Origin of the sequence: Micromonospora sp. NPDC005206, assembly GCF_040608175.1 — a bacterium.
In the GTDB taxonomy this organism is placed as follows: Bacteria; Actinomycetota; Actinomycetes; order Mycobacteriales; family Micromonosporaceae; genus Micromonospora.
In genome coordinates this window covers 18,746-30,705 of sequence record NZ_JBEXHU010000024.1, presented here as the reverse complement: position 1 = coordinate 30,705, position 11,960 = coordinate 18,746, and the positions used below count along the sequence as shown (strand labels likewise).

At 69.0% G+C, this 11,960-nt stretch carries 9 protein-coding genes and 2 pseudogenes; 4 read left to right on the top strand and 7 right to left on the bottom strand.

Features of this window, described 5'->3' with window-relative positions; genetic code table 11:
• Positions 1 to 89: 89 nt before the first annotated feature.
• Positions 90 to 259 (bottom strand): annotated as a pseudogene (locus tag ABZU69_RS30375) (site-specific integrase); the annotation flags it as partial.
• Positions 260 to 580: 321 nt separating this feature from the next.
• On the opposite strand from ABZU69_RS30375, the gene ABZU69_RS30370 reads away from it, so the two are divergent.
• Complete coding sequence (locus tag ABZU69_RS30370; protein WP_354967737.1) at positions 581 to 1,642, top strand: integrase core domain-containing protein; 1,062 nt, start codon at positions 581 to 583, stop codon at positions 1,640 to 1,642.
• A gap of 375 nt (positions 1,643 to 2,017) precedes the next feature.
• Here ABZU69_RS30370 and ABZU69_RS30365 read toward each other — a convergent pair whose 3' ends face one another.
• Complete coding sequence (locus tag ABZU69_RS30365; protein WP_354967736.1) at positions 2,018 to 5,140, bottom strand: BTAD domain-containing putative transcriptional regulator; 3,123 nt, start codon at positions 5,138 to 5,140, stop codon at positions 2,018 to 2,020.
• 147 nt (positions 5,141 to 5,287) lie between these two features.
• On the opposite strand from ABZU69_RS30365, the gene ABZU69_RS30360 reads away from it, so the two are divergent.
• Positions 5,288 to 5,980, top strand: a complete 693-nt coding sequence (locus ABZU69_RS30360) for a hypothetical protein (protein ID WP_354967735.1) — start codon at positions 5,288 to 5,290, stop codon at positions 5,978 to 5,980.
• A gap of 130 nt (positions 5,981 to 6,110) precedes the next feature.
• Here the strand turns inward: ABZU69_RS30360 and ABZU69_RS30355 are convergent, their stop codons facing one another.
• The 5 genes and pseudogenes from ABZU69_RS30355 to ABZU69_RS30335 form a co-directional block, all read right to left on the bottom strand.
• Positions 6,111 to 6,296 carry a hypothetical protein gene (locus ABZU69_RS30355; protein ID WP_354967734.1) on the bottom strand — a complete coding sequence of 62 codons (186 nt, stop codon included), beginning with the start codon at positions 6,294 to 6,296 and terminating at the stop codon, positions 6,111 to 6,113.
• 399 nt (positions 6,297 to 6,695) lie between these two features.
• Positions 6,696 to 7,190, bottom strand: coding sequence for an ISAs1 family transposase (locus tag ABZU69_RS30350; protein ID WP_354967733.1), 495 nt, complete (start codon positions 7,188 to 7,190; stop codon positions 6,696 to 6,698).
• Positions 7,191 to 7,442: 252 nt separating this feature from the next.
• The gene (locus ABZU69_RS30345) at positions 7,443 to 7,907 is read right to left on the bottom strand and encodes a hypothetical protein (RefSeq protein WP_354967732.1); all 465 of its coding nucleotides are present in this window, start codon (positions 7,905 to 7,907) and stop codon (positions 7,443 to 7,445) included.
• A 241-nt stretch (positions 7,908 to 8,148) separates the two neighbouring features.
• Positions 8,149 to 8,856: an ISAs1 family transposase gene (locus ABZU69_RS30340; protein WP_354967807.1), complete on the bottom strand. Its 708-nt coding sequence runs from the start codon at positions 8,854 to 8,856 to the stop codon at positions 8,149 to 8,151.
• Positions 8,857 to 9,064: 208 nt separating this feature from the next.
• Positions 9,065 to 9,277: pseudogene (locus tag ABZU69_RS30335) on the bottom strand (transposase family protein); the annotation flags it as partial.
• Between the two features lie 189 nt (positions 9,278 to 9,466).
• Between ABZU69_RS30335 and ABZU69_RS30330 the strand changes: the two are divergent.
• Both ABZU69_RS30330 and ABZU69_RS30325 read left to right on the top strand, forming a co-directional pair.
• Positions 9,467 to 10,753, top strand: coding sequence for an amidohydrolase family protein (locus ABZU69_RS30330; protein ID WP_354967806.1), 1,287 nt, complete (start codon positions 9,467 to 9,469; stop codon positions 10,751 to 10,753).
• 99 nt (positions 10,754 to 10,852) lie between these two features.
• On the top strand, positions 10,853 to 11,956 hold the full coding sequence (locus ABZU69_RS30325; RefSeq protein WP_354967731.1) for a DPP IV N-terminal domain-containing protein: 1,104 nt from the start codon (positions 10,853 to 10,855) through the stop codon (positions 11,954 to 11,956).
• Positions 11,957 to 11,960 lie beyond the last annotated feature (4 nt).

The window sequence follows — 11,960 nt, the reverse complement described above, 5'->3', positions numbered from 1 at the left end:
TTCGAATCCGGCCGTCCCGACGCAGGTGAGGGGCCATCTCGGAAGATCGAGACGGCCCCTTTGTCGTACCTGGGTGACTAACTGAGTGACTATGCCTCAGCGTCGAAGATCCGGTCCATGGCGACAGCGCCGCTCAGCAGCACCGGCCGCAGTTGGTGCCGGTAGACGCTCTCGGTGACAGTCGTGCCGGAGTGGCCGCAGAGGCGGCGATCTGTTCAAGGCTCATGCCGCTGTCCGACAGCAGGGACACGAAGCTGTGCCAACTCGTTTCCTCCACCTCCGGCAACGGCGGCGGATCGGAGACGTCATGTGTCTCGTACCGAGGTTCGATCCGCGGCGGCAGCCGGCGGAACCGGTTGTCCATGCCACCACAGTCGCAGACGCCGCCAAGGCAACCCCGGGCCAAGGGCTATCGCCGTACAGCACGGAAGTGCAGCAACGAGCTGGACCGTTGGAACCCCAGACCGGCCGGCCGAGGCTCCCCACCTCCGTACGGAACCGTAGGCGACCCTGTACCGTGCCAAACTCATCGCACCTGGTGTGAGCTGCTGTTTCGCGTCCCTGGCACAGGATGGCGGGCGTGTTGGTTCGGTTGCTGTACTTGAGCGCGGTGCGCGTGTTCGGCTGGCTGTGGCAGGCCACGCGGAGCGAGGCCGCGATGGTCGCGGAACTGCTGGTGCTGCGCCACGAGGTTGCTGTACTGCGACGCCAGATCGGCCGGCCGCGGCTGTCGTGGCCGGAACGCGCGGTGTTGTCCGCGCTGGTCCGGGCCCTGCCACGAGAACTGTGGAAGCACCGGATCGTCACCCCGGCGACTCTGTTGGCCTGGCATCGCCGACTGGTCGGCCGACGCTGGACCTATCCGAACCAGCAGGGACGGCCACGGATCAGCGACGAGATCTGTGACCTGGTGCTGCGCCTGGCCCGGGAGAACCCCGGCTGGGGGCACCGGCGCATCCAAGGCGAACTCGTCGGCCTCGGCCACCGGGTCGGCGCCGGCACCATCCGCCGCATCCTCGCCGGATCGAGTGTCGGCCCCGCCCCGCGTGAGCTCGACACCAATTGGCGGACATTCCTGCGCGCCCAGGCGGCTGGGCTACTGGCAACCGACTTCTTCCACATCGACACCATCACACTACGGCGGCTGTACGTACTGTTCGTCATGGAGGTCACGACCCGGCGGGTCCACATCCTCGGCGTCACGGCCCACCCGACCGCTGCCTGGGCCACCCAGCTGGCCCGGAATCTGGTGGTGGACCTCGGGGACCGTACGAACCCATTCCGATTCCTGATCCGCGACCGCGACGCCAAGTTCACAGCTTCCTTCGACGCCGTGTTCGCTGCCGAAGGCATCGACGTCGTGAAGATCCCGCCGCGCACACCTCGGGCGAACGCGTTCGCGGAGCGTTTCGTGCGCAGCGTCAGGGCCGAGTGCACCGACCGGGTCCTGATCTACAACGAACAGCACGCCCGCACGGTGTTACGCGACTATGAGGACCACTTCGACCGGCACCGGCCGCACCAGAGCCTGGACCAGCATCCACCCGACCACGACCCCCGTGCGGTCGTCGCGATCGACAAGCCGATCCGGCGGCGCCGCGTCCTGGGCGGCGTGATCAACGAGTATCACCGGGCAGCTTGAGCTACTCGCAAATTCGCAGCTCACAAGCCTGAAACAGAGTTTTGGCACCGTATAGGATCGCCATCGTGCCCAGATTGCGGCCGGTAGGCCCGCCGCCCGAACTCAGCCGCGGCACCACGGACGCTGATCAGCGAGATCGTTTGACCATCCGACGTGCTCGGCCCGGCTTCTTCCGGCCTCTGGCTCAGTCTGCCGGCAAGCGTCCGAGCCGGGCTCGAGCAAGCAGCCCAGCATTGCGTCGACGCTACCGACGAACGGCAGTTCCTTGCCACCTGGTTCGTGACCGAACTCGACCTCCCCGACCTTGCCCCTGCCGGAAACCCCATCCGCCCTGGTCGGACCCGGTGCGTGGGTCGGGGGCGGAATGGTGGCTGGTCAGCGGAGAGCCGCCGAGGCGCGGGCGCCCGCGAGGTTCGCCTGGCGCAGGACGATGGTGGTGGCTGGCTCGGGCGGTGTGCCGAGCGCGGTCAAAGTCTCCCGTACGCGGTGCACGGTTCGTCGCAGCGCGGCCGGGTCACGGCGTTGCGTCTCCACGGCCAGCAGCAGTCGCATGCAGCGTTCGGCGTACGGCTCCACCGCCAGCGCTCGCTGGGCCAGGTCCCGGGCGGCGGTGGTGTCGCCTTCGGCCAGCCGACGTTCGCCGAGCGTCAGGGCCGCCTCGGTGAGTTCCGCCAGCATCGACGCCCGCACGGTGTCGAAGTCCGGCAGGCCGAAGAGTTCGACGAGCGGTTCTCCCTGCCACAGTCCGACGGCCGCGGTCAGCGCGGCGTCGGCGGCCGTCGGTTCACCACGGCGGCGGGCCCGTCCGGCCTCGTCGAGGTGATCCCGCAAGTCGGCCACGTCGATCGTGAGTGCCTTCGATCGCACCAGCCAGACTCTGCTCCGATCGCTGCGCAGGTGTCCGCCGCTGTCACCGGCCGGACGGTCCGCGTCCAGGACGCGGCGCAGATAGGTGAGGGTCACCCGAAGGTTGCGGGCGGCGGCGTCCTGGTCGAGGCCGGGCCAGAGCAGATCCATGAGGCGGACCCGGTCCATCTCACCGTGCACGGCCAGCACGGTGAGGAGTTCCCGTACGCGGCGGCGGCTCAGGTCCGGCGGACGCACCTGCGTGCCGTCGACGAACAGCCGCAGGGGCCCGAGCGCCTCGATGCGGGTCCGGCCGGCCGGGGTGGCGGGGACGGCGGCGAGCAGCCGGCGGGCAGCCGTGGCGAGCGCCGGCCGGGGGTGATCGGTGAGCGGGAGCAGTGCGTCGTGCGCGGGCCGGTCGAGATGATCGGAGAGCCACTGCATGAGCTGCCGTCCGAACGGCAGGCCGGCGGCTTCCGCGTGGGCCGCGAGTTCCGCGGACCACGGCAACGGGAAGGCGATGAGCACCGTTTCCGGATCGACGTCTCCGGTGGTGGTGATACGCCCGGCTCGGGCGGCGAGCAGCAGGCGCGCGGCGGCTTGGACCCGTTGGTGGGACGGCCCCAGTGGCTTAGCGTCCCACAGGCGGCGGGCTTCGGGTGACAGCACGTAGCCGTACGCGAGGAACCTGCGCAGGTGCACGGCTGCCACCGGGTCGGACAGGGGATGCTGGGCCAGGAAGTCCTCGATCCGGGTGCGTGCGGCTGCCTCGTCACCGTGCAGAACGGCCCGTGCGGCTGCGGCGGTCGCCAACATGGCCGCGTCGCGGGTGTCGGCGCCCAGCCCGCTCTCATCCAGCTGCGCCGACACGTGACGCAGCGCCGTCCGGTCGCCCAAGGAGGCGGCGACCACCGCGGCGAACGCCAGGAAGTTGAAGCGGTAGCGGTCATTGGCGTCGGCTTCCGGCAGGTACGGCGGCTGCGTCGAGCGGTGCCGGGCTGTGCCGGGTAGCAGATCGGCGGGCCGCCCGGCCATCCAGCGCGCGAACTGTGGCATTCGGCGCACGTGGGCGTGGGGTGAAGCCGCGAGATGTCGTTCGGCGAGGTCGGCCGCCTCGTCCGCGCGTCCGGCGAGCAGGAGCAGGTAGACGTGGAACCGTACGACGATCTTCCCGGGCTGTTGGTCGATGTCGGCGGCCGACAGCGCTTCGACGGTGGCCAGGGCGTCGTCGAGCGAGCCGAGCAGCTCGTGGATGGCTCCCCGGACTCCGGCCATCAGCAGCCGCAGGGTGGGCAGGTCGTCGGCGCCGGGCAGGTCGAGGGCCGCCTGGAACAGCTCGCCCAATCGCGACTCGTCGCCGCGGGCGTGTGCGGCGATGGTCGCCAGGCTCAGCGCCGCGGTCTCGGTACGGACGTCGCCGGCCCGGTGGGCGTCCTCCGCCACGGCGTCCACCATGCGGTCGACCTCGATGTCGTCGGCCCGGGAGGCGTACCGGGTGGCGGCGGTCAGCAACTGCAGACCGGGCCGGCCGTGGTCGGCTTCCGGCACCGCGGCGAGCCAGCGCACGCCGGTGTCGTGGGGGAACGTCGCCAGGGTCGATTCCACCAGCGACGTCGCGGCGCGGTCGAGCAGGGCCACGTCGCCGGCCGTGATGGCGATCGTCCCGGCACGTAGCGCGTCACCGCGTTCGAGGAGTAGGTCGGCGGCCTGCGCGCGGACGGCGGCCACCCGGTCGGCGGGCAGCAGCCGGGCGAGTGCACCGGTCCAGAGCGGATGCGCGCGCACCTCGTCGTCGCCGAATCGCGACACCAGCGGCACCCGCGCGGCGAGCAAATCGAGATCTGTGCGCACGCCGGCGAGGGTGAACAGGGTGTCGCCGTCGGCGGAGCCGAGAACGGCCAGGTGCAGCAGCACCTCCCGATCGGCGTCGGTCAGGGTGGAGAGCACCTCGTCCCACAGATAGTCGCGGGCGATGCCGGCTGGCACGGCCAGGGTCAGCCGCACCATTGCCGGCCAGCCGCCCAAACTGTTCACGTCGGCGACCGGGCGGTCGGCGTGCAGCGCGACCCGGTCCAGTTCGGAGGCGTCGAACGCCAGGTCGGACTCGTCGAAGCAGCGGATCCGGTCCGCGGCGTGCAACCGGGCCAGTGGCACCGGCGGGATGCTGCGCCCGCACAGCACCAGATGCGCACCCGCAGGCAGCCGGGTGACCAGATCCGCGATGAGACGGTGACCGGAGGAGTGCGGCGCCACCTCGTGGACGTCGTCGAGGATCAGGCAGGACTCGAGCGGTGAGCAGGAGCGCAACGCCTCCAGCACGGTGTCCAGCGGACCCGCCGCCAGGGCGTCGAAGCCGACCGCACGGCAGATCGCCTCGGCCAAGCGGCGGGCGTCCTCGTCACCCGGCTCGCAGGTGATCCACGATTCCAGTCCGCGCGGGTCGGCGGCGTGCGATCGCGTCGCCTGCGCCAGCGCCGTCGATTTACCGAATCCCGGGCCGGCGACCACGGTCGTCACCGGTACGTCCCATCGCTCGTCGAGCCGATCGATCAGACGCGTCCGCAGGATCTCGCCGACGATCGCCTGCGGTGGCCCGTCGAGCTGCCGGGGCACCGGCGCCCGTACGGATTCGGTGCCCTGCCGAGGGTGCATAGTCCCATGAGGCGGCCGCGACGAGGCCCGGGACAAGGGGCGAGTCACGTATCGGACTGGCGGCCGCCTGGCTAACGATCGGCTAACGGCGCGGCACCACGCTGAGGACATCCATCAGGGCCACGGCCCACGAGCAAGGAGAAAGAGATGTCCGAAGCACGAGTCGCCAAGCACACCTTCGTCTACAACGGGGAGAGGTACTTCCGGGACAAGTCCGAGGACGTGCTGATGTGCTCCTACGGCGAGAAGGAGGACCCACTGGGCACCAAGGCGAGCCTCAACGTCACCAACCACGTCGACCGCGCCCTGCTGAAGGGCAAGGTCCGCTACGTCACCACCGCGGACGTCGAGTGGACCCGCCAGGCCCGGGCGGACGTCGAGGCCGAGGGCCAGCTGAAGTACTTCACCCTGGACGCCGCCGGCACCGCGACCTTCTCGTACGAAAAGGCCAAGAGTGGCCGGCTGAAGCTGGCGAAGTTCGTCATCGACGAGGGACCGCTGCAGTCGCTGCTGAACAACGACGCCACGGGCGCGCGGCGGTTCCTCGCCCAGGAGGGCAAGGACGGCCGGATCGTCTCCACGATCTGGGTCTTGGTGGAAGGCAAGATCGCCGAATCGTTCGCCGCCGCCGGCACGTCCACCGGCGCTATCGACGCCGAGGTCCTTTCCGCCGCCAAGCTGCGGCTCACGGTCAAGAAGTCGGGCAGCGCGAGCGGCACGACGGCGATCGTGCTGGAGGAGGGCACCACGTTCGCGTACCTGATGCACCGGGTCCAGAAATGGAACAAGGACAAGACCCACGTCGAGGAACTGGACATCGACGCCAAGGGCCTCAACTGACGTGAGGCCGGCCGCGTTGGCCCACCGCTTGGCTGTCTAGGCCGGCAGTGGGCCAACTGCCTGTGGCGCCCAGGAACCGGTCGTCGAGGGTCGCCACGTCGACGTCCGGTTGGTCGTGGACGGGCCAGGGTCATTGCGTTCTCGGGTAACTGCTGGTCACGGCCGCGATGAGGTCGTGTGGGCGGCGGTTGGCGCGTCGGGTTGCGCGGGCGATGTTGGTGTCGCCGTTGGTGCGGTGGTAGCCGATCGCGGTGTTACGCAGGGTTGCGATGGCGGCGGGTCTGGTGCCGGTGCGGGCCTGGGTGGAGGTCTTCACGGAAAGTGACGTCCCGGACGTGGTGGACCAGGTTCTCGATGTGCCATTCGCGGCGGGCCCAGTCCTGCAGGTCGGCGGGTTGGGCCTGGTCGGCGGGCAGGGACACCGTGTAGTAGGCGGTCTCGCGGCTGGTCTTGCCGTTGCTGGTGGTGCGGGTCCGGGTGATCCGGACGGCCTGCTCGGCGTGGGGGGAACCTGATTCCGTCGGGGGTGCGCACGGTGATGGCTTTGACGGTGCGGGTCTCGCGGCGTCCGTGGCCGTGGTCACGGCGGCGGTCTCCGATCGGGACGTCCGGCCAGGGTAGGGCTTTGAGCTGGGCGTGCAGGGTGGGCTGGTTGCCTTTCGTCGGGATCATCAGATGGGCGCCGCGGGCGGCGAGCTGTTCGGCGTGGGCGGTTTTATGTGTGGAGGGCGTCGGCGATGAACAGCAGGCCGGTCAGGCTGCCGAATACGGCCTCGACCGCGTCGAGCAGTGGTGTGAACGCCGGGATTTCGTTCGACTTCGCGTCGACGGTGACCTGGGCGATCACGATGCCGGTGCTGGTGTCCAGCGCGGACAGCAGGTGAACCTGGCGGCCGTCGCCGCAGCGGGCTCCGCGTAGGGTCTTGCCGTCCACGGCGATCACTGTCCGGTACCTGCATGGCCGGGTAGGGCCCTGCCGAGCGCGGGTCTGGAGCCAGCCGGCCAGGACGGTTGCCCGTTGACCGTCGTCGAGGCGGGTCAGCAACCGCCACACCGTGGTGCCGACGGGCAGCCCACGGTCGAAGCCGAGCCGGTCCCGGGCCTTGTCGTCGAGGTCGTGGAGCCAGTCAGTGATCGCGGCGAACGACGACGCTCCGGCCAACACGGCACAGACCGCGACGGTGAGCAGCCCGCCCAGGGGGTAACGCACCCCACGCGGGTCGCGGGGATCCGTGACCGCCGACAAGGCGTCCACCAGTCCCGGTCTCTCACCCTCGGTGACTGCGCAGGGTGCCGCGTCAGGGCTGCTGGTGACTGCGGACAGTGCCGGGACCGGGCATGATGACATCGGCGGGTGCGGTCCTCGGGGTGTCGTGAAGCGTAGAGAACTCCATGATCACCATGGCGATCTCACCCGCTCATGCCGCCTCCACAGAGGCCACTCACCCCACAGATCGCCAGCTCAACGCCCCACCGCCCGACTACGCAATCGCCCTGTAATGCCGGCGTTGATGATGGCCTGGGAATTCGTCGAGAACTTGTGGCCATCCATGTTGCGAACCATGATCGGGCGCGTTGTACCCGTGCCGTACGGGTCCTCCTCCGGCGACTTCGAGAGCCGGTCGAGCGTCGCGCGGTCGAGGATCGTGCCCTTGGGCTGCATCGCGTCGCCCATGAAGTTGCGGGCGGACAGGATGTAGTTTCTGTTAAGGTAGCCCGCCTGCTCGGCACTGGTGAGGCAGGCCTTGAGCTTGCCGAGCACCACGTCGACCGTGCCACCTTCGTAGCCCATGTCGCAGTCGATGATCCTGGCGCCATGCAGGTGCCCGTCACCGAGGCCCGGCATGAGCACCTTGCCCTTGAGGTCGACGACCTTGGTGTTCGGCCCGACCCACTTCTTGGTCTGGCCCGGGTTACCGACCCCCACGAAGACGATCTTGCCGTCCTTGACGGCGAGGCATCCGAGAACTTCGCCTGGTTCGGGCCGTACTGGAGCACCTTGCCGTTAACGAAGAACGTGTCGGCATGGCCGGCCCCGCTCTGGGGGGCCGAAGCCGCCCCGGCCGCGCCGGTAATGCCGAGAGGAAGTGCCAGAGCCGCGGCGACGGCGATGGCACTGCGGCGGAATCGTGAGGGTGTGCGGCTACTTCCCGGTCCTACGTGCAGGGTCATTGCGTTGTGGGGTAGCTGCTGGTCACCGCGGTGATGAGGTCGTGTGGGCGGCGGTCGGCGCGTCGGGTTGCGCGGGCGATGTTGGTGTCTCCGTTGGTGCGGTGGTAGCCGATCGCGGTGTTACGCAGGGTTGCGATGACGGCGGGTCCGGTGCCGGTGCGGGCCTGATGTAGGTTTTCACGGAAAGTGACGTCCCGGACGTGGTGGATCAGGTTTTCGATGTGCCATTCGCGGCGGGCCCAGTCCTGCAGGTCGGCGGGTTGGGCCTGTTCGGCGGGTAGGGACACCGTGTAGTAGGCGGTTTCGCGGCTGGTCTTCCCGCCGGTGGTGCGGGTGCGGATGATCCGGACGGCCTGCTGTGCGTGGGGGAACCCGATGCCTCCGGGGGTGTGCACGGTGATGGCTTTGACGGTGCGGGTCTCGCGGCGTCCGTGGCCGCGGTCGCGGCGGCGGTCTCCGATCGGGACGTCTGGCCAGGGCAGGGCTTTGAGCTGCTTGAGCAGGGTGGGCTGGTTGCCTTTCGTCGGGATCATCAGGTAGGCGCCGCGGGCGGCGATCTCGTTGGTGTGGGCGGTCTGGGTGTGCAGGGCGTCGGCGATGAACAGCAGGCCGGTCAGGCTGCCCAGCACTGCCTCGATCGCGTCGAGCAGGGGCGCGAACGCAGGGATTTCGTTCGACTTCGCGGCGATGGTGACCTGGGCCAGGACAATGCCGGTGCTGGTGTCCAGCGCGGAGAGCAGGTGGACCTGGCCGCCGCCGGGACGGCGGGCTCCCGGGCAGGGTCTTGCCGTCCACGGCGATCACCGTGCGGTACCTGCGTGGCCGGGATGTGACCGGCCGAGTTCGGGCCCGCAGCCAGCCGGCCAGAACGGTGGCCAGCAGCCCGTCGTCGAGGCGGGTCGACAGGCGCCACACGGTCGTACCCACGGGCACCTGACGACCGAAACCGAGCCGGTCGCGGGCCTGCTCGTCCAGATCGTGCAACCAGTCGGTGATCGCGGCGAACGACGACGCGCCCGCCAGGACCGCACACACCGCGACCGTCAAAAGGCTCGACAGCGGGTAACGCACCCCACGCGGGTCGCGGGGATCCGGGACTGCTGACAAGGCGTGCAGCAGCCCCATCGTCTCACCCTCGGTCACCGCGGGTGGTGACGCGTCAGGGCTGCCGGCGACCGCGGACAGTGCGGGGATCGGGCATGATGGCATCGGCGGGTGAGATCCTCGGGGTGTCGTGAAGCGTAGAGAACTCCATGATCACCGACGTGATCTCACCCGCTCTTCTCGCCTCCACAGAGGCCACTCACTCCATAGATTCCCAGCTTAGGGAACCCCCCGACCGACTACGCAATCACCCTGGCCGGCATTACCGCCGACACTGTGCCGCCGTCGGGTGGATTCATCGGGCATGACGAGAACGGTGAGCCGAACGGGACGTTCGCCGACTTCTCGGCGAACTTCGGCCCGGCGACGCCGCAGGCGCCGGACGCGGACTACCAGCAACTCGTCGCCAACATCAAGAAGGCCAATCGTCTGGGCGTCACGGCCATCCTCCGGCCGGGCGGCAGCGCGACGGATGCACAACTGGCCAAGCGTCTGGCCGATGACGGCAACATGACGGTCCACTTCAACCAAGCCCTCTCGGCCGGCGGCGTCCGCGGGGCGTCCGAGGCCGAGGTCGACGAACTCATCGCGGGGGTCAACAAGGTCCGCGATGAGTTCGACGGCTACTCCTCGCCCAACAGCCCCGGCTCGCTCAGCATCGACACGGTGAAGATCTTCTGTGACGGCGTGCCGGAGTACCCCGGCCAGACGGCGGCCATGGAGAAGCCCTACCGGATCAACGTCGGCACGACGGAGAACCCGGTCTGGGTCGAGGGTGACCTGCGCGGAGAGGAGCCGTCGTGTGACGACGCGCGACTCGGCTTCCTCAAGCTCGACGCGAACAAGTGGACCATCCACACGCACAGCATCGGTGACCGGGCCGTGCGCGTGTCGCTAGAGAACTTCGCGGAGATCAAGAAGACCAACCCTGCGTGGGACCGTCGCGACACCATCACCCACCTGCAGTTCGTCAACAAGTCGGACTACAAGCGGTTCGGGGAGATCGGCGTTGTGGCGAGCATGTCCCTGCAGTGGGCGCAGCGGGACGGCTGGACCGTCAACGGCGCCGAGGGCTACATCGCTCCTGAGGACCTCGCCGGGATGTACCCGACGAAGTCGCTGCTGCGCAACGGGGCGGTTGTTGCCGCCGGCTCGGACTGGCCGGTCACCGATCTCATTCCGTGGACCGCGATCGAGACCGCGATCGACCGCGAAGGTGAGGTCAACGAGGCCGCCGGGATCCTGCCCGGCAAGCTCGTGGCCACCGAGGGGATCTCGCTCGTCGAGTCTCTCAAGGCGGCGACCATCGGTGTGGCCTACCAGCTGCACCAGGACGACGTCACCGGCTCGATCGAGGTGGGCAAGTTCGCCGACCTTATCGCCATCGACCAGGACCTGTTCGGCATCCCGACCGAGAAGATCTCCGACACCAAGGTGCTCATGACCATGCTCAAGGGCGAGGTCGTCTACTCGGACCCGGACGCACCGGTCCTGTGACGCGATCACACTGACGGCAGGCCGGTGGGGCATCAGCTCCACCGGCCTGCTCCTTCCCCCGTCGACACGTTCTGCCCGTAGAGAGGTAAAGAGACTCCGATGGGATTCCTGAACCGGAGTGTTCCCTCCCGGACCGCCAGCGCCGTCACCGCCGGTGTGGCAGCGCTCCTGCTCCTTTCCTGGTGTGCGGCCACCAGTGATGCCACGACGATCGGCGGCACGCCTCGTCCGAGCGTCTCCGCCGGTAACGAGGACGAACACGGTCACGAGGCCACCGAGAGCCACTCGGAGGAGGACCACGGTCACATCCACGATGCGCCCGTCCGCACGCCCGAGTTCACGCGAGACCCGAAGCTCGCCTCTCTCGACCTCGCGACGGTGCCTCCGATCGTGTTCGCCAGCAACCAAGGTGGGGCGTTCCGCCTTGCGGGAGTCCGTCCCGACGGGTCCGGCCTCGTGCGGCTGTCCGAGCTCGCCGCGACATCACCCTCATGGTCGGCGGACGGGGCGCGCCTGGCCGTGGTCGGCCGGATCTTCGAGGACTCGCACTACGAGCAGGCCGTGTTGGTGCTCGGTGTAGGTTCAGGGGTGAAGGAGCTGCTGACCGGCTCGCGGATTCCCTCCACATCGACGTTCCGCTCGGCTGACGAGATATACGCACAGACGGCGCAGGTGTCGTCTCGCGAGTCGTCCGGAGCACAGTCGGTTTCAGGTGTTGAGGTCCTACGTCTCGGCGGTGGAACCAGCAGGTCCGTCCTCAAGGAGAAGGTCTCGGTCTATCATCCGGCGTGGTCCCCCGACGGGAAGCGGCTCGCCTACGTGACCGCGACCCCGGGTTGTCGGGCGACCCCCGAGAGGCCGTGCGAGCAGCTGCTCAAGGTGACAGATGGCTCGGCGGTCACCACGGGCGGGGTGGCCGCAAACCCGTCGTGGTCTCCGGACGGTTCGACGGTCGCCTACAGCTGGCTGGTCAACGGCAAGCGGCAGGTACGCCTCGCGACCCAGAGTGGCGATGTCACCGAGGTGACCGCGGGCAGCGAGGACGCCGATGACCCGACGTGGTCCCCGGATGGGAAGGCACTAGCGTACCCAAGCGGGTGTGAAATCTGGGTACAGCCGATCGCCGGTGGGGCCGCGACGAACATCACGAACACTCCGGGTGAGTGTGAGATTGCGCCCGCCTGGCGCCCTTCAGCGCCCTAGCCTC